This window comes from Acidobacteriota bacterium, from assembly GCA_012517875.1.
Classification (GTDB): Bacteria; Acidobacteriota; JAAYUB01; order JAAYUB01; family JAAYUB01; genus JAAYUB01.
On record JAAYUB010000110.1, the window covers coordinates 1 to 21,351 of the forward strand.

General features: G+C 67.9%; 18 protein-coding genes. 5 read left to right on the forward strand and 13 right to left on the reverse strand.

All coding sequences use genetic code 11. From position 1 onward, the window contains the following. From GX414_11770 to GX414_11785, 4 genes are all read left to right on the forward strand, one after another. Positions 1-578: fumarate hydratase (locus GX414_11770; protein NLI47773.1), on the forward strand; the 578-nt coding region annotated here is incomplete at its 5' end. Then, the gene (locus GX414_11775) at positions 568-1,149 is read left to right on the forward strand and encodes a fumarate hydrolyase (GenBank protein NLI47774.1); all 582 of its coding nucleotides are present in this window, start codon (positions 568-570) and stop codon (positions 1,147-1,149) included. The genes GX414_11770 and GX414_11775, both read left to right, overlap by 11 nt. Before the next feature lie 439 nt (positions 1,150-1,588). Beyond that, a complete protein-coding gene (locus GX414_11780; protein NLI47775.1) occupies positions 1,589-3,673 on the forward strand; it encodes an FAD-dependent oxidoreductase in 2,085 nt (694 codons plus the stop codon). Further along, entirely contained in the window at positions 3,670-4,827 is a 1,158-nt protein-coding gene (locus GX414_11785) for an FAD-binding oxidoreductase (protein ID NLI47776.1), read from the forward strand. The genes GX414_11780 and GX414_11785 overlap by 4 nt, the downstream gene beginning before the upstream one ends. A 530-nt stretch (positions 4,828-5,357) precedes the next feature. Here GX414_11785 and GX414_11790 read toward each other — a convergent pair. From GX414_11790 to GX414_11850, 13 genes are all read right to left on the reverse strand, one after another. After that, positions 5,358-6,068, reverse strand: a complete 711-nt coding sequence (locus GX414_11790; GenBank protein ID NLI47777.1) for a lipid-binding SYLF domain-containing protein — start codon at positions 6,066-6,068, stop codon at positions 5,358-5,360. 65 nt (positions 6,069-6,133) lie between these two features. Then, positions 6,134-7,288 (reverse strand): cell division protein FtsZ, encoded by a 1,155-nt coding sequence (gene ftsZ / locus GX414_11795; protein ID NLI47778.1) that lies wholly within the window; start codon positions 7,286-7,288, stop codon positions 6,134-6,136. Positions 7,289-7,313: 25 nt separating this feature from the next. Next, positions 7,314-8,576, reverse strand: coding sequence for a cell division protein FtsA (gene ftsA, locus GX414_11800; protein ID NLI47779.1), 1,263 nt, complete (start codon positions 8,574-8,576; stop codon positions 7,314-7,316). Beyond that, on the reverse strand, positions 8,563-9,468 hold the full coding sequence (locus GX414_11805) for an FtsQ-type POTRA domain-containing protein (protein NLI47780.1): 906 nt from the start codon (positions 9,466-9,468) through the stop codon (positions 8,563-8,565). The genes ftsA and GX414_11805 overlap by 14 nt, the downstream gene beginning before the upstream one ends. After that, positions 9,461-10,909, reverse strand: coding sequence for a UDP-N-acetylmuramate--L-alanine ligase (locus tag GX414_11810; protein ID NLI47781.1), 1,449 nt, complete (start codon positions 10,907-10,909; stop codon positions 9,461-9,463). The genes GX414_11805 and GX414_11810 overlap by 8 nt, the downstream gene beginning before the upstream one ends. Then, a complete protein-coding gene (ftsW, locus tag GX414_11815) occupies positions 10,909-12,006 on the reverse strand; it encodes a putative lipid II flippase FtsW (protein ID NLI47782.1) in 1,098 nt (365 codons plus the stop codon). Before ftsW ends, GX414_11810 begins: the two co-directional genes overlap by 1 nt. Then, positions 12,003-13,403, reverse strand: a complete 1,401-nt coding sequence (murD, locus tag GX414_11820) for a UDP-N-acetylmuramoyl-L-alanine--D-glutamate ligase (GenBank protein NLI47783.1) — start codon at positions 13,401-13,403, stop codon at positions 12,003-12,005. The genes ftsW and murD overlap by 4 nt, the downstream gene beginning before the upstream one ends. Next, a complete protein-coding gene (locus GX414_11825) occupies positions 13,400-14,800 on the reverse strand; it encodes a UDP-N-acetylmuramoyl-tripeptide--D-alanyl-D-alanine ligase (GenBank protein NLI47784.1) in 1,401 nt (466 codons plus the stop codon). Before GX414_11825 ends, murD begins: the two co-directional genes overlap by 4 nt. Then, positions 14,797-16,272 (reverse strand): UDP-N-acetylmuramoyl-L-alanyl-D-glutamate--2,6-diaminopimelate ligase, encoded by a 1,476-nt coding sequence (locus GX414_11830; protein NLI47785.1) that lies wholly within the window; start codon positions 16,270-16,272, stop codon positions 14,797-14,799. Before GX414_11830 ends, GX414_11825 begins: the two co-directional genes overlap by 4 nt. 40 nt (positions 16,273-16,312) lie before the next feature. Then, entirely contained in the window at positions 16,313-18,394 is a 2,082-nt protein-coding gene (locus GX414_11835) for a transpeptidase family protein (GenBank protein NLI47786.1), read from the reverse strand. Positions 18,395-18,422: 28 nt separating this feature from the next. Continuing rightward, complete coding sequence (locus GX414_11840) at positions 18,423-18,839, reverse strand: hypothetical protein (protein ID NLI47787.1); 417 nt, start codon at positions 18,837-18,839, stop codon at positions 18,423-18,425. 39 nt (positions 18,840-18,878) lie between these two features. After that, the gene (gene rsmH, locus GX414_11845; protein NLI47788.1) at positions 18,879-19,847 is read right to left on the reverse strand and encodes a 16S rRNA (cytosine(1402)-N(4))-methyltransferase RsmH; all 969 of its coding nucleotides are present in this window, start codon (positions 19,845-19,847) and stop codon (positions 18,879-18,881) included. Between the two features lie 10 nt (positions 19,848-19,857). Continuing rightward, entirely contained in the window at positions 19,858-20,298 is a 441-nt protein-coding gene (locus tag GX414_11850; protein ID NLI47789.1) for a division/cell wall cluster transcriptional repressor MraZ, read from the reverse strand. A gap of 136 nt (positions 20,299-20,434) precedes the next feature. Between GX414_11850 and ychF the strand changes: the two genes are divergently transcribed. Then, a partial coding sequence (gene ychF / locus GX414_11855; protein NLI47790.1) for a redox-regulated ATPase YchF occupies positions 20,435-21,351 on the forward strand: 917 nt, incomplete at its 3' end.

The following is a 21,351-nucleotide window of genomic DNA, read 5'->3' on the forward strand; positions in this document are numbered from 1 at the left end:
ACCTGCGCCCCAACGCGGTGAATCCCATCACCGGCAAGAACTCCGGCAACAACGTCGGCGTCAACGCCCCGTTCTTTCACTTCCACCAATGGGCGGAGCCGTACACGCGCGTCCGGGTGATGCTCAAGGGCGGCGGCAGCGAGAACGTGGGCGCCCAGTACCGGCTCCCCGACACGAGCATCGGTGCCGGTCGCGACCTGAAAGGGATCAAGAAGTGCATCCTGGACGCCGTGCTCAAGGCGCAGGGGTTCGGCTGCTCGCCGGGGGCCATCCGCGTCGGGATCGGCGGCGACCGGATGACGTCGTACCTGCTGTCCAAGGAGCAGTTCTTCCGCCGGCTGGGCTCCGTCAACGAGGACGCGACCTTGGCCCGGATGGAGACGGAACTCTGCGGCAAGCTCAACGAGCTGAACATCGGCCCCATGGGGTTCGGCGGCAAAACCACCGTTCTGGGCGTGCACATCGGCGCCCAACACCGCCACCCGGCCACCTTCTTCGTGGCCATCACCTACATGTGCTGGGCGTACCGGCGCAAGACCATGACCATCCGCGACGGGGAGGTGCGCTATGAAGATTAGGCTCCAGACGCCGATTTCGGAAGCGGACATCCTGAAGCTGAAGGTGGGCGACGAGGTGGAGCTCAACGGCACCATGGTTCTGGCCCGCGACATGGGGCACAAATGCATGGTGGAGGAAAAGCCTGACTTCATCCGGCCCTTCCTGGCCGGCGGGATCATCTATCACTGCGGCCCGGTGGTGCGCAAGGACGAGGCCGGCGGGTGGCATTTCGTGGCCGCCGGTCCCACCACCTCCAGCCGCGAGGAGCCTTACCAAGCCGATGTCATCGGCGAGTACGGCGTGCGCGCCGTCCTGGGCAAGGGCGGGATGAAGGAGAAGACCCGCGCCGGCCTCATGCAGCACAAGGCCGTCTACCTGCATGCCGTGGGCGGGGCAGGGACGTTGCTGGCGCGCCGCGTGGTCCGGATCATGGACGTGTTCAAGCTCGAGGAGTTCGGCACGCCTGAGGCGTTCTGGGTCATCGAGGTGAAGGACTTTCCCGCGGTGGTGACCATGGACGCCCACGGCGGCAGCTTGCACGACGACGTGCTGAAGGACTCCACGGCCCGCGCCAAGGGCCTGCTGGACTGACGGCGCCCGGATTCGTACTCGTAATCGTCATCGAGACTCGTTCCTGATCTTCGGATTTCGGACAGTGGACATCGGCATTCGGACTTCGGAGGTCGGACCTGGGACCGCGGTTCCGAGTCCTCGTCACCGGATCTCAGAGCCCTGCTACCAGAACTCAGGTCCCAGAACCCAGTCCTCGAACTCCCCCCATTCACCGATTCACCCGTTTCCACCAAGCTGATTCCTGTTCAAATATCTGATATCCGATATCCGGAATCTTAAATTCCAAGACCGGGTCCGATTCTGACGATCAAAAAATTGAGTATAAATTCAACTAAAAAACCTCTTTGTGCCCTTTGTGCCTGTGGTGAACATCTTCCTTCCAGCCTCGAGACTGAAAATCAACTTGCCTCATCCGGCGCGTTATGCTATTCATGAATAATTATAAGGAAACTGTAATATGTCAACACACCGAATCACCCAGCATCCCGTCCTGGACATTCCCCCAACCGAGACCGTGACCTTTTACTGGCAGCGCCAGCCGTTCACCGCCCGCCGCGGCGAGATGATCAGCTCGGCGCTCATCGCCAACGGCGTCAAGGTGTTCGGCCGGCACCACCGCGACGGAAGCGGCCAGGGGCTTTTCTGCGCCAATGGCCAGTGCTCCAAGTGCATGGTCATCGCCAACGGCATGCCCGTCAAGTCGTGCATGACGCCGGTGAAAGCAAACATGGTTGTGGAAAGCTGCGGCGGCCTGCCTGAGCTGCCGGCGGCCGACGCTGCGCCCGCCCTCCACGACATTCCCGAAACCGAAACCGACGTGCTGGTCATCGGCGGCGGACCGGCGGGACTGTCGGCCGCCATCGAGCTCGGCAAAATGGGGATCCACACGCTGCTTGTCGACGACAAGACCGAGCTCGGCGGCAAGCTGGTGCTCCAGACCCACAAGTTCTTCGGCTCGGTGGAGGACTCGCGCGCCGGCACCCGCGGCAACCACATCGGCCGGCTCCTGGGCGAGGCGGTGGCGTCCGACCCCCACATCGAAGTCTGGCTCGACAGCACCGCCGTCTTTGTCTTCAGCGACCGGAAGGTGGGCGTGCTCCGCAACGGCGCCTACCGGCTGGTGCGGCCCCGGGTGGTGCTCAATGCCGCCGGCGCCCGGGAGAAGTACCTTCAGTTTCCAGGCAACCACCTCGTGGGCGTGTTCGGCGCCGGCGCCTTCCAGACGCTGGCCAACCGCGACCTGGTGCGGCCGTCGGAGCGCCTGTTCATCATCGGTGGTGGCAACGTGGGCCTCATCGCCGGCTACCACGCGCTGCAGGCGAGCATCCCCGTGGTGGGGCTGGCCGAAGCCATGCCCCGCTGCGGCGGCTACCAGGTGCACGCCGACAAGTTGGCGCGGCTGGGTGTGCCCATCTACACTTCGCACTCCATCATGTCGGCCAACGGGGTCGAAACCGTGGAGTCCGTCACCATCGCCCGCGTGGACGAGCGGTTCCAGCCCGTCCCCGGCACCGAGAAGACCTTTGCCTGCGACACCGTGCTCATCGCCGTGGGCCTCAATCCCATCGACGAGTTCACCGCGGAGGCGCGTGCCGCCGGGTTGCCCGTCTTCGCCGCCGGCGACGCCCTGGAGATCGCCGAGGCCTCCTCGGCCATGTTCAACGGCCGGATTGCCGGCCTGCAGGTGGCGCAGGCGCTCGGCGCCCCGGTGGACGCCATCCCGCCCGCCTGGCACGAGAAGGCCGAAATCCTCAAGTCGCATCCTGGACCGGTGCAGCCGCCGGCGCCGCCGGCGGCCGATTCCGGCGTGCTGCCGGTCATCCATTGCCGGCAGGAAATCCCGTGCAACCCATGCGCCGCCGTCTGTCCCACCCAGTCCATTCGAATCCAGGGTGATCCCATCATGGGGCTGCCGTACTTTGAGGGGACCTGCACCGGCTGCACCCGGTGCGTGGCCATCTGCCCGGGCCTGGCCATCACCCTGGTGGATTACCGGAAGGATCCCGAAAACCCCACGGTCACGGTGCCGTACGAGGTGTTCAACTACCCGGTGGCCGTCGGCGACACCGTGCCGGCTGTTGACATCGACGGCCGTCCACTGGGGGACCTGCCGGTTGCCGGAGTGGTCCGAAACACGGCCGGCCGGATGCAGCTGGTCCGGCTCCGCGCGCCCCGGGAGCTGGCGGCGCGAGTGGTGTCGTTCCGCATCCAGGATGAAGCCGTGACGCGCCCGCTGGCGGAAACCGCCCCGGCGCCGGCCGACGGTGACAGCGCCTTCGTTTGCCTGTGCGAGCGCGTGAGCCGGGGGGAGGTTCGGGCGTTGGTGCGCCGCGGCGTCACTGACGTGAACATGATCAAGGCGGTCACCCGGGCCGGCATGGGGGCCTGCGGCTCCAAGACATGCCAGACCATGATCCGGCAGATCCTCCGCGAGGAGGGCGTGCCGGCGGACGCGGTGACGCCCAACACCCGGCGCCCTGTGTTCGTGGAGATTCCCCTCGGCGTGTTCGCCGGCGAATCCGACCAGGAGCACCGCTCATGAGCCGGCCGAACTACGACGTCATCGTGATCGGAGCGGGCTCGGTGGGCGTGCCGGCGGCGCTGGCGCTGGCCGGGCAGGGGCTGTCGGTGCTCGTGCTCGACGAGCATCCGTCGCCGGGGCAGGGGAACAACAAAAAAGCCATCGGCGGCATCCGCGCCACCCATTCCGACTTCGGCAAGATCCGGGTCTGCCAGCGGAGCATCGAGATTTTTGCCGGCTGGGAGGCGGAACACGGTGACGACATCGGCTGGCTGAGCAACGGCTACAGCTATCCCGCCTACAGCGAGGCGGACGAGCGCAAGCTCAAGGCCCTGATGACGGTACAGCACCAGTTCGGGCTGGACATCTGCTGGCTGACCGCCGACGAGTACGCCGAGCTGGCGCCGGGCATCAGCCGGGACGGCCTCCGGGGTTCCACCTATTCGCCGGGCGACGGCAGCGCCTCACCGCTCCTGGCCATGGGCGCCTTCTATTTCAAGAGCCTCGACCGCGGCGTCGTTTACCGCTTCGGCGAAACAGTCACGGGCATCACCACCGCCGCCGGCCGGGTCACCGGCGTGGTGACGGACCGCGGCGCCTACGGCTGCGACTGCCTCATCAACGCCGCCGGCAACCACGCCCGGGCGGTGGCTGAAATGGCCGGCGAGTCGTTCCCGGTCCGGTCCGACTGTCACGAGGCGGCCATCACCGAGCCGGTGGCGCGGTTCTGCGGGCCCATGATCGTGGACATGCGCGCCGGCGAGAACTCGCTCAACTACTACTTCTACCAGAACCGGGAAGGGCAGGTGGTCTTCTGCATCACCCCGCACCCGCCCATCTGGGGCGAAGACAACGCCTCCACCTCGGTCTTCTTCCCCCAGGTGGCCAGGCGGATGGTGTCGCTCTACCCGCGGCTGGCCAATCTCAAGGTGCGACGCTCGTGGCGCGGGCAGTATCCCATGACGCCCGACGCCTTCCCCATCGTGGGCCGGACACGGAGCTGCCCGAACTTCATCCAGGCCATCGGTATGTGCGGCCAGGGCTTCATGCTGGGGCCGGGCCTGAGCGAGCTGCTGGCGCGGCTGGTGACCGACACGCTCACCGAAGAGGACGCGCGCATCCTCGAGAGCTTCGAGCCGTACCGGGAGTTCACGGGCACCGAGGCGTTTCAGTAGGACGAGGCGCACTCCCGTTCCCCTGATTCGTGCTCGTAATTCGTAATCGTAATTCGTAATCGTAATCGCAATTCGTAATCGTGATCGTAATTCCTGATCGTAATCGTGATCGTAACTGATCCTCACTGTCCAACCCGCCATCGACTCCTGTTACGCCCGTTCGGCGAACGCGGCCTACGGATGTCAACGGACGGTCACGGCATGATCAGACGCCTCGTTTTTCCGCGTGCCCCGTCAGGGCCGGGCGCAGCCAGAGGTCTCTGGCCCGATGCTCGATGCCCGCATGATGTAAACGAGACTCGGTTACGATCAGGATTACGATTACGAGCACGATTACGAGCACGACATCCGAAGTCCGATATCCGCGTCACGGCAACGAGCCCCTGGCCTCGAGTCTCTAACCTCGGTCCTCTGGCCTCGAGTCTCCAGCCTCGAGCCTCGAGCCTCTGGACTCGAGTCTCCAGCCGCATTGATTCAAGTGGGAAAAAAGAGGGCGCCGGTCGGGCAACCGGCGCCCCGGAGGCTTACCCCTATTGGTTGAGGTAAGGTTGGAGGAGCCGGAGGAATCCCTGGAATTCCTCCGGTACAGGCATGAGGGCATCGGATAGGATCTTCCGGTGGTCGATCAACTTCTGGTAAAAAGTATAATTGGCCTTCCGGTCGATGGTCAGGGTCGCGCCCTGGATCGATATTCCCGCGAACAGACCCTTGCTGCGCGAGTAGGACAGGATGCCGGCCCGCAGGGTCAGGTCAGTGCCCGCCTCGGCGTTACGGCCCACCGGTCCGGCAGTGGCGGCCTCGTCGCCGCTGAACGTGAAGTTGTCGGACAGGATGGCGTCGACGCCGCGGGGATTCTGGACCAGCAGGATCAGGTCCACCGCCTGGCCGCCGAGCTGCAAACCAAAGCTGCCGCCCTTGATGGCGACGAAGCACGGATTGCTCCAGCGGTCCTTCTGCCGGCGCACCATGATGCCGTATCCCGCCCGGCCGCCGAAGAGGAACGCCCCTTCCACCACGCGGGGGATGACGATCACCGCCTCACTGCCCGCCAGCAGCTTGTCGGGGATCCCCTGTTCGGGAATGTTCAGCACTTCCTCCAGCACGGCCGTGGCGTTGGCCATGCGGCTCACGGTCTTGTTGCGGCTCAGCGCCAGCGCCGGCGTGCCGAAGCCCAGGCCGAGAGCGGCGACGAGCAGTCCGGCGACGCACGGCGTCAGCAGGCGGGGTGCAGATTGGGACATGTTCAACCTCCCAGAGCGGACAGATCGCCCACGGCTATCGGTGCGGACAGCGCCAGCGCGTCGGCCTATTCCAGCTTCCGGCGCAGGTACGCCGGGATGTCCAGCCGGCCGGACGCCACGTCGAGCCCGGACGCCATCCGCATGTCGGCCACGCAGACCGGCTCCATGGTCGGCTCGGCGACCGGCTTGCCGACGGCGGCGGGCGTCTGCTGGCCCGGCGCCGGCATGGCCGCCTTGGCCGTCTGGGCCTCGAAGCCGGTGGCGATGACGGTGATCTTGATCTTTTCGCCCAGCCCCTGGTCGTAGACCACGCCCCAGATGATGTTGGCGGTGGGATCCGCGGCGTCCTGAAGCACGGCGGCCGCCTCGCTGATGTCGTGCATGGTCATGGAGTCGCTGCCGGTCACGTTCATGATGACGCCCTTGGCGCCGTGGATCTGGCAGTCTTCCAGAAGCGGGTTGGAGATCGCCCGGCGGGCGGCGTCGGCGGCGCGGTTGTCGCCCTCGCCCACGCCGATTCCCATCAGGGCGATACCCATGTCCTGCATGATGGTGCGGACGTCGGCGAAATCCAGGTTGATCATGCCGGGCACCGTGATCAGGTCGGAAATCCCCTGCACGGCTTGGCGGAGCACGTCGTCGCAGACGTTGAACGCCTGCATGAGCGGCGTCTTCAGGTCCAGCGCCTGGAGCAGCCGGTCATTGGGGATGGTGATGACGGTGTCGACGCAATCCTTCAGGTCCTTGAGACCCATGTCGGCCTGGGAGGACCGTCGCCGGCCCTCGAAGGTGAACGGTTTGGTGACCACGGCGATGGTCAGCGCACCCAGCTCGGACGACAGGGACGCGATGATGGGTGCAGCGCCGGTGCCCGTACCGCCGCCCAACCCGGCCGTGATGAACACCATGTCGGCGCCCTCGAGTTGCTCGATGATCCGCTCGGTATCCTCGAGCGCGGCGGCCCGGCCCACGTCGGGGTTGGCGCCCGCGCCGAGGCCCTTGGTCAGCTTGCCGCCCAGTTGCAGCTTGATCGGGGCCGCGCTGCGCTCCAGGGCCTGCAGGTCGGTGTTGGCCGCGATGAATTCAATTCCCTCGACCCGGGCCTGGATCATCCGGTTGACAGCGTTGCAGCCGCCGCCGCCGACGCCGACGACCTTGATCTTGGCGCCGACGCGGCCTTCCTCCTCGAACGTGAACAGACGGTTCGGAACTTTGTTCATGCCTTCCATGTTGCTCCTCCTCCAGCTATATGCTGAATAATTCCTGGATCCAGTTCTTCACCCGGTGCGACGTCCGGACGACGCCGGCGCGGCCGCCGACCAGTCGGTCGTCCAGCGACGACTCGCGACGCGTCATCGCCAGCCGGGCCTTCTGAAACAGGCCCACCAGCGACGCATAGGCCGGCGAGCGCACCTCCTCCGGCCACGCGTCGAGCGGGACGGGCTCGCCCAGCCGGGTGGGCACGTCCAGGGCCCGTTCGGTGAGCCCCGCCAGCTCGCGCAGCGCCGCGCCGCCGCCGGCGACCACGCAGCCGGCGAACTGGCCGGGCTCGAAGCCGGCCATGGTGATCTCGGTGCGGGTCATCTCCAGGATCTCCTCGATGCGCGGCTGGATGATCTCGGTGACGATCTGCGGGGCGATCTGGCGCACCCGGCCGGTGCCGGTGCCCTGGACTTCGAACGGGCCGGCGTCCTCGCCGGCTTGCGGATTCAGGGTGCCGTGCTGGCACTTGATCCGCTCGGCTTCCTTGAGCGTGGTGCGCAGGCCGACGATGATGTCGCGGGTGATGTGGTCGCCGCCCACCGGCACGCTGAAGCTGTGCTGGATCTTGCCGCGCTGGAACAGCAGGCCGGTGGTGGTGCAGGCGCCGAAATCGAGGAAGATCACGCCGAACTCCTTCTCCTCCGGGCTGAGGACCGCCTCGGCCGCGGCCAGCGACTGCAGGGTCATCTTCTCGACGCTCAAGCCGGCTTGGTTCACCGCCTTGGTCAAATGGGTGATCTGGGTCTTGGGCAGGGCCAGGATGTGCAACCCCACCTCCAGCCGCTTGCCGTCCATGCCCAGCGGGTTGTCGACCTCCATGTTTTCGTCCACCAGGCACTGGCGGACGATGGTGTGCAGCTTCTCCAGCGTGTGCGCCAGGCTGACGTTGGAGGCGGCGTCGATGCATTTCTGGAAGTGGGCGGTGTTGATGGGCGCCGCGTTCGAGCCCATGATCAAGGTGCCGCTGCTGTTGAAGCTCTTCAGACCGCGGCTGTTGATGCCGAGAACCACCCGGTTCACCTCGACCTGGGCGGACTTCTCCGCCTCCTGGAGGGCGGCGCGGATCGAGCCGCTGACCTCGTCAAGGTCCACGATGAGCCCGTTGCGGGTCCCCTTCGCGGCGGCGGCGCCGAAGCCGAGCAGCGCCAGCGACCCGTCGGACTCCAGGCGGGCGATGCCGGCGTACACGCGGGTGGAACCCGCGTCCAGGACGCCGATGAGCCGGTCTTTTTTACTCAGTGCCATGGGGGGCCTCCTGCGGGGACTCCGGGGGGATCTCCATGGGCCGGACGATCACCCGGTCGTCGAAGCGCATGTCGATGACGGCGATGGGGCCGTTCTCGGCCCGCGCCCGGTCCACAATCTGGAAGAACCGTTCCAGCCGCTCCGCCTGCTTCTCGTTGCCCAGGTGCACCCGGGGATTGCCATCGAGAGGGATCACGGTCAGGTTGGCCAGATCGGTCAGATCCACTTCGGAGAGCCTGGCGGACAACTGGTCGGGCCGGTCGTCGATCGCCGTGAGAAAGGCGACGTACATCCGGATCCGCTCAAGGTTCTCGTCGGCGGCCATGGGGTCCGTGCCGTCGTGCAGACCCACCAGCACGGGCCGGTCGATGGCGTGCACGGCGGGCACGTACTCGTCGAGGAACACGCCGTCGGCGTCGAAGAGCCACAACTTGTCCATGCGCGCGATGCCCACGGGCACCCGCTCAACCACCTTGATGTAGAGCCGGTCGGGGTACACCTTGCGCACCGTCACCGCCCGCACCCAGCTGAATTTTTCGAGCCGGTCGCGCAGCGCGTCGATATCGAGGCGCATGAGGTTGCGCGGGAAGGCGCTGTGGATGAGCGTCAGCACGTCCTGCCGGTTCAGGTTGCGGCAGCCCTCCAGGACCACCTGGTTGACGCTGTACAGGCCCCGGTCGCGGCTGTAGGTGTACATCAGGAACAGCGCCGTGAGCACGAGGACCACGGCCGCGAGCTTGGCGGCGATGAGCGGCGCCCGCCGGATGCCCCGGGGCGGTTCCGGTCGGTTGTCGTCGTCCAGGGGGGAGAATTTGCGCAGGAACGCCGATTCGTCCGAGATGGGGATGCCGGTGCGGATGGCGTCGTTGTCGCGGCTGCCGGGATTACTCATGGCCGTTGTCCTCGCCCAGGGCTTCCAGGATCAGCGGGGAGACCTGGTTGATGTTGCCGGCCCCGAAGACGACCACCAGGTCGCCGGCGGCGGCCAGTTCCGCCACGGCCCCCGCCAGGCGGTGAAAATCCTCCTCGTACCGGACGTCGGGATGGCCGCCGGCGCGGATCGCATCGGCCAGCGCCCGGCCGGACACGCCGGGCAGGGGCGCTTCGCCCGCCGGGTAGATGGCGGTGGCGAACACGGCGTCGGCGCCGCCGAACGCCGTAGCGAACTCCCCGCCGAGGGCGGCCACCCGGGAGTACCGGTGCGGCTGGAACACCGCGATCAGCCGCCGCGGACCGGTGGCACGCGCCGCCTCGAGGGTGACGCGGATCTCGGTGGGGTGGTGACCGTAGTCGTCCACCACGCGCACGCCCCGCCGGGTGCCGCGGAGCTGGAAGCGCCGGTCCACGCCCTGGAATTCGGCCAGCGCCGCCCGGATCGCGTCGGGCGCCAGCCCCAGCTCCAGGCCGACGGCGACGGCCGCCAGTGCGTTCTGGACGTTGTGGCGGCCCGGCACGGCCAGGCGGAAAGTCCCCAGCGACGCCCCCTGCTGCACGACGTCGAAGCGGCTGCCGGCGGGCTCGATGGCGATCTTCTCGGCGCGGATGTCGGCGTCGGGCCGGAAGCCGTAGCTGCGGATCCGCCGGTCGAGCCGCGGCAGGATGACCCGGACGTTGGGGTCGTCGAGGCACAGGATCGCCGTCCCGTAGAAGGGCAGCCGGTGGACGAAGGCGGTGAACGCGTCGAGGAGCCGGTCCAGGGTGCCGAAGTGCTCCATGTGCTCCGGCTCGATGTTGGTCACCACGGCCACGGTGGGGAAGAGCTGGAGGAAGGAGCCGTCGCTTTCGTCGGCTTCGGCCACCAGGAACTCGCTTTGTCCCAGGCGGGCGCTGCTGTCGAAGATATTCAGCCGGCCGCCCACCACGGCGGTGGGATCGACGCCGGCGTGGTGCAGCAGCACCGCGATCATGGAGGTGGTGCTCGTCTTGCCGTGGGTGCCGGTCACCGCCACAGCGAATTTCATCCGCATGAGCTCGCCCAGCATTTCGGCGCGGGGGATCACCGGGATCCGCAGCTCGCGGGCGCGCCGCACCTCGGGGTTGTCCGGGCCGATGGCCGTGGAAACGACCACCACGTCGGCACCGTCCAGGTGCCCGGCCGCGTGCCCGGCGGCGACGCGCGCCCCCAGGCGGGCCAGCCGTCGGGTGATCTCGGTATCGCGCAGGTCGGAGCCGGACACCTCGAAGCCCAGGTTCAGGAGCACTTCGGCGATGCCGCTCATACCGATGCCGCCCACGCCGACGAAATGCACCCGGCGCGCCCGGCGGTACAGGGCGGCGTAGGTCTGGGCCGGCCCGGTGGGCCAGCCCGGCGGCGGTTGCGGGACGGCATGCATCATTCGGCATACTCCCGCGAGAAATTGATCACCACGCCCATGGCCAGCAGGTTGATGAGCAGCGACGTGCCGCCCATGCTGATGAAGGGCAGGGGAATGCCCTTCGTCGGCCCGAGGCTGATCACCATGGAAGTGTTGATGAGAACCTCGATCATGATGAGGGTGATCAGGCCGAGCCCGAGCCAGTTGAACATGGGCACGGGATTCTGGATGGCCGCCTTGATCCCCCGGCAGAACAGGTAGCCGAACAGGGCGACGACGGCCAGGCAGCCCAGGAAGCCGAGTTCCTCGCCCACCACCGCGAAGATGAAGTCGGTGTGCGGCTCGGGCAGGAAGTACAGTTTCTGCGTGCTCTCGCCGAGGCCGAGGCCCCAGAAGCCGCTGTGGCCCATGGCGATGAGCGACTGGTTGATGTGGTAGCCGATCCCGCGGGGATCGGCGTCCGGCGCCATGAACGTCCGGATCCGGTTCAGCATGTACGGCGACGTCAGGACCACCACCACCAGTATCGGCAGCACGGCGGCGCCGGCGAGAGCCAGCTTGAGCAAGGGGAATCCGGCCAGGAACAGGTACAGCAGGACGATCACGAGCAGGATCACGACGCTGCCCAGGTCCGGCTCGAACACGATCAGCGCCAGCATCGGGACGACGGGGACGGCGATGCGCAGCAGATGCAGGAACGGCCGCTCGCGCAGATCGGGCTCGCGGCTCAGGTAGTACGACAGGAACAGGATCGTGGTCAGCTTGGCCAGCTCCGACGGCTGGAATGAGACGCCGAACGCGTGCAGCCAGCGCTGCGTCCCGTTGATGGGCGACTGGGTGAACACCAGCGCCAGCAGGATGTAGGTCGCCACCAGGGCCGTCGCGACCACCCACCGGCAGGCCAGCCACTGCAGCCGCATCTGCACCACCAGCAGGAAGACGAACACGCCGATCGCCGCCCAGGCGAGCTGGCGGTAGAACAGGAAGTGGGGCGAGTGGAATTTGGCCTGGCTGGTGGGGATCGAGGCGCTGAACACCATGACCAGCCCCACACACCCCAGGATGAGGGTGGCCAGGAGCATCGAGCGGTCCAGGTTCCAATCCAGCCGGATCATGATTCCAACTCCCGTTTCAGGGCCAGCACGTCGCGCCGGAACACCTCGCCCCGGTGCTCGAAATTGTCGAACATGTCGAAACTGGCGCAGGCGGGCGACAGCAGGATCACGTCGCCCTCCGCCGACAGCGCGAAGCCGGTCCGGACGGCGTCGGCCAAGTCGCGGCAGCGCGAGCGGGGGACATCCGTCGGGAGGGCGCGTTCGATCTTGTCGGCGGCCTGGCCGATGAGCAGCACGTGGCGGACCCGCTCGCGGATGGGGCGGACCAGGGGCGCGTAGTCGCTCCCCTTGTCCTTGCCGCCCAGGATCAGCAGGATCTTCCGGTCAAACGACTCGATGGCCAGCAAGGTTGAGTCGACGTTCGTCGCCTTCGAATCGTTGTAGAACGTCCGGCCGCGGATTGACGCCACCGGTTGCAGCCGGTGGGGCAGGGGCTCGAAGGTGCGGACGCCCGCGGCCAGCTGTTCCGGCTCCAGTCCCAGCAGGCGGCCCATGAGCACGGCCGCCAGGACGTTCTCCAGGTTGTGCCGGCCGGGGAGCGGGATGTCGCGCCGCGGCATGACGGCGACGGGCTCGCCGCCGGTGCGCACCCAGATCGTGCCGTCCGCCAGCCCGGCGCCGTTCAGGGCGGCGGGGTCGCTGACGGGCCGGGCGTCGAAGGTGTACACCGGGCAGCGGAGCCGCGCGGCGCCGGCGGCCAGCCGCGCGTCCCCGGCGTTCAGCACGGCGGCGTCGCCGGCCTCCATGTTTTTGAAGAGGTTCCACTTGGCTTCGGCGTACGCGTCGAGCGAAGCGTAGCGGTCCAGGTGATCGGGGGTGATGTTCAGGATCGCCGCCACCCGCGGGCGCAGCGTGACGATGGTTTCGAGCTGGAAACTCGACAGCTCGGTGACAAAGCAGGCGCCCGGCCGGTCGACGCCGACGAAATCGCTGAGCGCCTGGCCGATGTTGCCCACCGCGTAGGCCGGTCGTCCCGACAGGGCCAGGATGTGAGCGGTCAGCGCGGTGGTGGTGCTCTTGCCGTTGGAGCCGGTGATGCCCACGATGGTGCCGCGGATCCAGCGGGACGCCAGCTCCACCTCGCTCCAGATCGGCACACCCTGTTCGCCGGCGCGGACGAGGAAGGGCACTGTCAACGGGATGCCGGGGCTCAGCACCACGGCGCGGGCGCCGGCGAGCAGACCCTCGGGATGGCCGCCAAGGTGCAGCTCCAGCTCGCCGGGGGCGACCCGGGCGGTGTCCTCGAGGACGGTGAGCGTCTCACCCAGCTCGCCGGCAGACTTGGTGTCGGTGACCAGCACCCGGTGGCCCCGCTGGAGCAGCTGACGGGCGGCGGCCAGACCGCTGCGGGCCAGGCCCATCACCACGTAAGTCTCGGGCACAAACAGCGGGTTCATGGCTGCCTCCCCTCGACGGAATCGCCGGCGCGCAGGGCGCGCACCAACCGGTCCAGACCGACGCCGCGGGAGCCCTTGACCAGCAGGAGCATACCCGGCGCCAACTCGCGGCGGACCTCGGCCAAGGCGGCCGCGGCATCGGGTACGAACCGGGCGGCCTGGCCGGCGGCGGCGGCGGCGGCGACCATCTGCTCGGCCTGGCCCTGGACGCCGATGAGGAGGCGGCAGCCGGTGCGGGCCACCTGCGCGCCCACCTCGCGGTGCAGCGCGGCGGACTCCGGACCGAGCTCGCGCATCTCGCCGGCCACGATCAGCGTCGGCGGGCGGTGGGGCCAGCGGGCGAGGGTCTCCAGGACCGACCGCATGGCCTCGGGGTTGGAATTGTACGCGTCGTCGACCAGCCGGACGCCGCCGGGTAACTCGTGCAGCTCGCCCCGCATCGTGAAGGGGCGGATGGCCGCGGCGGCCGCAGCGACGGCCTCCGGCTCGAGGCCGAGGTTCAGCGCCACGGCGGCGGCGGCGGCGAAGTTGAGCAGGTAGTGGCCGCCCAGCATGGGCAGGCTCACCGGGATGTTTCGGTCGCGCCAGCGCAGGGTGCCCTCGGTGCGGCCGTCGGCGGCGACGGCCCAGCGGACGAGCCGGACGTCGGCACCCTCCGCCTGGCCGAAGCTCACCGCGGGGCGGCCGGCGGAGGCGGCCAGCCGGCGGACCGGCGGGTCGTCGGCGTTGTACACGAACACGCCGTCGGGCTTCATCCCGGCCACGATCTCGCCCTTGGCGGCGGCCAGCGCCTCGCGGCTGGGGAAGTACTCCAGGTGGACACTGCCCACGTTGGTCACCACGGCCACATCAGGTGGCGCGGCGGCGCACAGCGCGGCGATCTCGCCGCTGGAGCTCATCCCCATCTCCAGCACGGCCACCTCGTGCTCCGGCCGGAGATCGAACAGCGCCATGGGGATGCCCAAGGTGTTGTTGAAATTGCCCGGCGAGCGGAACACGCGGTAGCGCGCCGCAAGCAGCTCGGCGGTGAATTCCTTGGTGGTGCTCTTGCCCGAGCTGCCGGTGATGCCCACGATCCGGCCGCTCCAGCCGCGCACCCGCCACGCGGCGAAGCGCAGCAGCGCCTGGCGGGTGTCGTCCACCAGCACCAGCGGCAACCCCGGCACGCCGTCGGGCACGCGGGTGACCACGGCGGCGACCGCGCCGGCGGCCTGCGCGTGGGCCGCATAGTCGTGGCCGTCGGCGGCCGCCGTGGTGATGGCCACGAACACCTCGCCGGCTTGCAGGCGGCGCGAGTCGTTCTGCAGCCCCGCGACGGCTGCGTCGCCGCCGCCCCGGGGCAGGGCGCCGCCCATGACGTGGGCCAGCTGGGCCACGGTGAGGCGGGGCGTCGTCATGGCCGGCCTCCCGCCTGGAGCAGCGCCAGGGCCGTGGCGTAGTCGCTGAAGGGGATGACCTGCGAACCGATGATCTGGTACCGCTCATGGCCCTTGCCGGCGATCAGGATGGTGTCGCCGGGACGGGCCAGACCGATGGCCGCGCCGATGGCCGCGCGGCGGTCGGAGATGCGCTGGAAGTCCTGCCGGACACTCCGGATGCCGGCGACGATCTCGTCGATGATGGCCTCGGGATCCTCGCTGCGCGGGTTGTCGGAGGTCACCACCACCACGTCGGCCGCCTCGGCCACCACGCGGCCCATGCGCGGGCGCTTGCCGCGGTCGCGGTCGCCGCCGCAGCCGAACACCACCACCAACCGCCCGGAGGTGAGCGTCCGGAGAATGGTGCAGGCGTTGGCCAGAGCGTCCTCGGTGTGGGCGTAGTCGACGAACACACGCACCGGGTGGCCGGGAAGCACCTCCTCGAGGCGGCCGGGCACGGGCGGCATCGCCGCCAGCGCGGCCAGGAGGTCCGCCTCGGCCACGCCGGCCAGCACCGCCGCCGCCACGGCCTGGACCACGTTGTGCAGGTTGCCCCGGCCCGTGAGCGGTACCGCGAGCTCGTGGTCGCGGCCGTCCCAGCGTACCGTGGCGCAAAGGCCGGGTGGATCGAAATCGTAGGCCAGGATACGGAAGTCGGCATCGGGCGACGTGCCGGTGCCCACCGCCTCGCCGCGGAACGCGCGCTTGAACTCGCGGCCGAACGGGTCGTCCACGTTGAACACCGCGCGGCGCGGCAGGGGGCCGTTCCGGCCGTCAAACAGCCGCGCCTTGGCGTCGGCGTAGGCGGCCAGGTTCGGGTAGTAGTCAAGATGGTCGCGGGTCAAATTGGTGAACACGGCGGTGTCGAACACCAGGCCGTGCACGCGGTGCAGCGACAGGGAGTGCGCCGACACCTCCATGAGGAGCGGGCCGCCGCCGCTGTCGGCCACCTCGCGGGCGAAGGCCAGAAGTTCCGGCGCCTCGGGCGTGGTCCGGTCGGCGGGGATGTCACGGCCGTCGAAGCGGTAGGCCACCGTGCCCACCACCGCCGGCCGGCGGCCGGCCTGCCGGAAAATCGCCTCCAGGATGTAGGTCAGGGTGGTCTTGCCGTTGGTGCCGGTGATGCCGACGAACGGCACGGCCAGATCGGGCCGCCGGTGCACTTCGCGAGCAACCAGCGCCAGCGCCGGCCGGATCTCGGCCACCTGGATCCAGTTCCAGGCGAGGATTTGATAAAAAGTAGGGGGCAGTTCGGATAGAACAGTGATCGCGCCCCCTTCCCGCGCCGAAGCCAGGAAGTCATGCCCGTCGTGCTTCTCCCCGCGGACGGCGGCGAAGATGCCGTCGCGGCACACCCGGCGCGAGTCGCAGGCGATGCCGCCCACGGGTGCGTCCGGGTTGCCATGGAAGGCCACGGGCCGGAGTTGCTGTAAAATGTCAAACACGCGCATATATGTGATGCCCGAAACCCAAACGGAACGTGCCGATCGTCTACTGCCGCTCGGCCAGCCGGCCGTCGGCCGCCGGCGCCAGGGTGCCGGTGCGGGACAGCTCGGTCAGCCGGTGTGGTTCGCTGGTGAACCACACCGTGCAGCGCGTGGACGGCTTAATCAACGCCCCCGGCGGCGGGATCTGCTCCACGGCCAGACCCGACCCGCTGGGTTGCAGGATCAGCCCGATCCGCGCGCACTCCTTCATCACCTGACGGAGGCTCTTACCGGTGAAATCCGGCATCGTGAACGAATTTTCTGGAATCAGCGCAATCACCGTCTCCCGGGAGGCTTCCTCGACCGGGAGCAGGATGTCGACGGGCGCCGGCTCCGGCACGGCGGACGGCGCGGCGTCGGGCGGCGGCTCGACCGCGGCCAGCCGCTCGGGGGCGACGGGCTCCGTCGGTTCCACTTTGCGGAGCATCAGCACCTGGCGGGCGATCTCTGCGAAGACCGGCGCGGAGACGTCACCGCCGTGATAGTGCGGATGGGGTGAATCATAGATGACGGCGATGACGAACTCCGGGTGGTCGGCCGGGGCGAAGCCCACGTACGAGGAAACAAACTCGGTGGGCGAGTACGTCCGGAGCTCCGGATCGTACTTCTGGGCGGTGCCCGTCTTGCCGGCCACGCGATAGCCGGCCACGGCGGCCTTCTTGCCCGTGCCTTTTGACACCACCATCTCCAGCGCGTTACGGAGTATCCCGGTGGTCCGCGACGACAGGACGCGGACGCGTTCGGGCTCCACCCGCTCCACGAGCCGGCCCTGGCTGTCCAGCACCCGGTCCACCACGTAGGGGCGGACGAGGTAGCCGCCGTTGGCGATGACCGCCATGGCGCGCAGCATCTGGACACCCGTGACGCCCACCTCCTGGCCCATGGAGATGGCGCCGATGGATATGCCGCTCCAGCCCGAGTGGTGCTGGATGCGGCCCGGTTCCTCCGCGGGCAGGTCGATGTCGGTGCGCTGGCCGAAGCCAAAGGTGCGGATGTAGCGGTAGAGACCCTCCTCGCCCACCCGGAGACCCAGCTTGATGGCCCCCACGTCGGACGAGTTGGCCAGGACCTCGTTGAAGGACAGGTTCTGGAACGGACGGTGGTCGCGGATGATGTGGCCGGAGAGGGAAATGTAACCGTTGCCGCAGTCGATGACGTCGTCCGGCGAGGCGATCTCCTCCTCCAGGGCCGCGGCGGCGGTGACGATCTTGAACGTGGAGCCGGGCTCGAAGTACCGCTCCACCGCGAGATTGCGCAGGTTGGCCGGCGGCGTGTCCTTGAGGTTGCCGGGATCGAAATCGGGCCAGGCGGCCAGGGCGAGGATGCGTCCCGTCTCCGGCTCCATGACGATCACCATGCCGGAGGCGGCATTGTATGTTTCGATGCCGGCGGCCAGTTCGCGCTGGGCGACGTGCTGGATCCGGCTGTCGATGTTCAGGATCAGCGAGTGGCCTACCTGCGGTGACCGCAGGGTGGTGGTGGTGAGCACATTGAGCCGGCCGTCCTTTTGGATGAAGAGCTCGCCCGGCTGGCCGCGGAGCTCATCCTGGTACTGGCGCTCCAGGCCTTCCAGTCCGAGCTCCGTATCCTGCCGCAGGCTCACCGCCCCCAGGATGTGGGACGCCAGCCGGCCGTTGGGATAGACCCGGCGGTTCTCCTGGAGGAGGCCGACGCCGGCCAGATTGAGGGCCAGAATCCGCTGGGCTTCGTCGTGGCCGATGAAGCGGCGGATGTAACGGAACTTGAGCGGTCCGTTCATCTTGACCAGGATCTGGCGGGCGTCCAGCCCGAGCACGCGGCCCAGCTCGCGGGCGGCCGTGTCCTTGTCCTGGATCTCGGGAGTGTACACGTACACCGAATCGAACGGGATGCTGGCTGCCAGCGGCTCCAGACGACAGTCCAGGATCCGGCCCCGGGTGGCCGGGACCTTGATGATGTCCTCCTGTTGGCCGCGGGACTGCCGGGCCAGCTCGTCAGCCTGGAACACCTTCAAATAGAAGACCTTCCCAAGCACCAGGAGCTGCCACGCGCAGACGACCCCTACAAACAGGAGAAGCCGCTTCTTGTGGAGCAGCGTGTTGTCCATCCAGTCCTTGCCCTAACCTGAACGTGCCTTACCTTGCCTCGCCTGACGGTTTCGCCGCATCGGCCGGCGCGGCGTTCATGGCCAGCCGCTCGGCTTGCCCGGCCGAGAGTCTGGACGTGTCCACGAAATGCACCTGGGCGAGATCCAGGGGTTTGAAGCCCAGGCGCCGCGCCTCCGCCTCGAGACGGTCGGGCGCGGTCAACGCGCATTCCATCATCTGAATGGCCGAACGCTCCTGCTCCAGGCGGCCGAGCTCGGCCTTGGCCTGTTCCATCTGGTAATCCAGGGCGACCAGCCGATTGGGGATGTAGATGTATCCCAGACCCAACAGGAAAATCAGGATGATCCCCAGGACGACATAGATGATCTCCCGGGTGCTTTCATCCCGGTTGCGGTGCTTAACCCGATAGTTGCTGACTTTCCTGTCGATGACTTGGCCAACCATTTGTTTCCCCTTTCCGCGCGCCCCGTCGGGCGCACGGGCTCAAATCCGTTCCGCGACCCGCATCTTGGCGCTCCGCGCCCTCGGGTTGAGCCGGATCTCTTCGGCCGTCGGCACCTCCGGCTTGCGGGTGATCAACCGGACGCGCTCCCGGCGCGGGCAGCCGCACAAGTCGGGCGGTCGCCGGCAGATGCAGTGTCCGGCCAGAAGCTGGAAGTTCCGCTTGACGATCCGGTCCTCGAGCGAATGGAAGCTGATGACCACGAGCCGTCCGCCGGGGAGCAGCAGGTCGACCATCTTCTGGACCAGGTCGCCCAGCCCTTCGAGTTCGTTGTTTACGGCGATCCGCAGCGCTTGAAAGGTGCGGGTGGCCGGGTGGATCTGGCCGGGTCGGCGCGGCCCCAGGGCCCGCTCCACGATGTCGGCCAGCTCGGCGGTGGAGGCGATGCGGCGCAGCTGCCGCACCTCGCAAATCCGCCGGGCGATGCGACGGGAGTGGCGCTCCTCGCCGTAGGTGAAAATCAGGTTGGCCAGCTCCTCTTCCGGCAGGCTGTTCACGAGCTGGGCGGCGGTGACCTTCTGAGTCTGGTCCATCCGCATGTCCAGCGGGCCCTCGGTGGCGAAGGAGAAACCCCGCTCCGGGTCGAGGAGCTGGAGGGTGGAGACGCCCAGGTCCAGGAGCAGCCCGTGGATGGCGGTGATGCCCAGCCGGTTCAGGATGAGGGGCAGGTTCTTGAAGTTGTCGCGGCAGAAGGTGACTTGCTTGCCGAAGCCGTTCAGCCGGGTGGCGGCCAGCGTGAGCGCCTGCTCGTCGCGATCCACGGCCACCAGGCGGCCTTGCGGCGACAGGCGGCGGGCGATCAGCTCGGCGTGGCCGCCGTGGCCCACGGTGCCGTCCACGTAGAGGCCGTCCGGATCATGCACCAGATGCGCCACCGCTGCGTCCGCCAGGACGGTCCGGTGCTGGAGCGATGGTTCGGCGTTGCAGGTCAATAGTCCTTCCAATGACATGTGCATCGGATCAAATTCCAAATCCCTGCAGTTTCTCGAACACCTCGGGCGAAGGGAAGTCCTCCTCGGCCCGGCGGTCGGCATGCTGGCGGTCCATGACCACCAGGAAATTGATCCCGCCCATCACGGCCACTTCGGCGTTGAGACCCACCTTGTCGCGTAGGTGCTGTGGCAGGGCGAGGCGGCCCTGGTCGTCCACCGTGCGCTCGGCGCCGAAATAGTTGGCGGTCATGATGAAACGCTGTTTTTCGGGCATGGAGTCCGGCACGTCCATGAGGCGCTGTTCTTTCTGTTCCCAGACCTTGAGGGGGTAGATGCAGAGTTGGTGGTCGCGCAGCACCGTGAGAAACACGTCCGGTCCGTAGTCGCGGAACAGGCGCTCCCGGAAGACCGCCGGAACTTTCAGCCGGCCTTTCTCGTCGATTTTCGCTTGCTCGAATCCTCTAAACATCTTAAACTGAACCCGTCCAAGCGATGACCGAGTCGATCCACAATGATCCACTTTGGTCCAATTTAGGTCAATTTTAGTCCACCGACCCACCACTGTCAAGTAAAAATGTGATTTTTCTCACTTTGCGGAGTCGCTCATGAAATCAGCCATTGTCGGTCTGAAGTACACGGGGAAGAGCACCATCTTCAACATCCTCACCCGGGGGCAGGGACCGGCCCAGCCGTCCGGCCGCCAGGAGGTCGTCCAGGGGGTGGCCCACATCCCGGATCCGCGGCTGGACCGGCTGGCGGCGCTGTACCAGCCGCACAAGACCACGCCGGCCACGGCCCAGTACGTGGATCTGCCGGGCGTCGAGGCCGACGAGCTGAAGGAAAGCACCTTTCTCGGGAGCCTCCGGCCGGCGGAAGCGCTGGTGCACGTGGTCCGGGCCTTCGACTCGCCTGTCGTCCCGCATCCGCTCGGGAGTGTGGATCCGGCGCGCGACGCCATCAACATGGAGCACGAGCTCATCTTTGCCGATCTGTTCCAGGCGGAGAAGCGCATCGAGCGCCTGGAGAAGGACCTGAAAAAGATCAAGAACAAGGAGCTGGAGGTGGAGCACGCGCTGCTGGTGCGCGTGCGCGGCCACCTGGAGGAGGAGCGGCCGCTGCGGGAGCTGACGCTCGCCGCCGAGGAGGAGCGGCTGGTCCGCGGCTTCACCTTCCTGTCGCAGAAGCCGCTGCTCGTCGTGGCCAACCTGGACGAGGCCGACGTGGCCCACCTGGGCGACGTGGCGGAGCATTGCGGGCTGGGCGACTGGTGCGGCCGCCCGGCGGTGGTGGTGACCGGCGTCTGCGGCAAGATCGAGGCGGAGCTGGCGGGGCTGGCGCCCGAGGAGGCGCGGGAGTTCATGGCCGAGCTGGGCATCGCCGAGCCGGGCACCGCCCGGCTGCTGCGGGAGAACTACCGGCTGCTGGGGCTCATCTCCTTCTTCACCGTGGGCAAGGACGAGGTCCGCGCCTGGACGATCCCGCAGGGACTCAACGCCCAGCGCGCCGCCGGCGTGATCCACAC

Bases quoted from the DNA above. Each gene is read 5' to 3' on its own strand.
- GX414_11810 (NLI47781.1), bottom strand. From the start codon at position 10,909: ATGCATGCCGTCCCGCAACCGCCGCCGGGCTGGCCCACCGGGCCGGCC.
- ftsA (NLI47779.1), bottom strand. From the start codon at position 8,576: ATGGCACTGAGTAAAAAAGACCGGCTCATCGGCGTCCTGGACGCGGGT.
- ftsZ (NLI47778.1), bottom strand. From the start codon at position 7,288: ATGAACAAAGTTCCGAACCGTCTGTTCACGTTCGAGGAGGAAGGCCGC.
- GX414_11780 (NLI47775.1), top strand. From the start codon at position 1,589: ATGTCAACACACCGAATCACCCAGCATCCCGTCCTGGACATTCCCCCA.
- GX414_11775 (NLI47774.1), top strand. From the start codon at position 568: ATGAAGATTAGGCTCCAGACGCCGATTTCGGAAGCGGACATCCTGAAG.
- rsmH (NLI47788.1), bottom strand. From the start codon at position 19,847: ATGTCATTGGAAGGACTATTGACCTGCAACGCCGAACCATCGCTCCAG.
- GX414_11790 (NLI47777.1), bottom strand. From the start codon at position 6,068: ATGTCCCAATCTGCACCCCGCCTGCTGACGCCGTGCGTCGCCGGACTG.
- GX414_11805 (NLI47780.1), bottom strand. From the start codon at position 9,468: ATGAGTAATCCCGGCAGCCGCGACAACGACGCCATCCGCACCGGCATC.
- GX414_11825 (NLI47784.1), bottom strand. From the start codon at position 14,800: ATGACGACGCCCCGCCTCACCGTGGCCCAGCTGGCCCACGTCATGGGC.
- GX414_11785 (NLI47776.1), top strand. From the start codon at position 3,670: ATGAGCCGGCCGAACTACGACGTCATCGTGATCGGAGCGGGCTCGGTG.
- ftsW (NLI47782.1), bottom strand. From the start codon at position 12,006: ATGATCCGGCTGGATTGGAACCTGGACCGCTCGATGCTCCTGGCCACC.
- murD (NLI47783.1), bottom strand. From the start codon at position 13,403: ATGAACCCGCTGTTTGTGCCCGAGACTTACGTGGTGATGGGCCTGGCC.
- GX414_11830 (NLI47785.1), bottom strand. From the start codon at position 16,272: ATGCGCGTGTTTGACATTTTACAGCAACTCCGGCCCGTGGCCTTCCAT.
- GX414_11850 (NLI47789.1), bottom strand. From the start codon at position 20,298: ATGTTTAGAGGATTCGAGCAAGCGAAAATCGACGAGAAAGGCCGGCTG.
- GX414_11840 (NLI47787.1), bottom strand. From the start codon at position 18,839: ATGGTTGGCCAAGTCATCGACAGGAAAGTCAGCAACTATCGGGTTAAG.
- GX414_11835 (NLI47786.1), bottom strand. From the start codon at position 18,394: ATGGACAACACGCTGCTCCACAAGAAGCGGCTTCTCCTGTTTGTAGGG.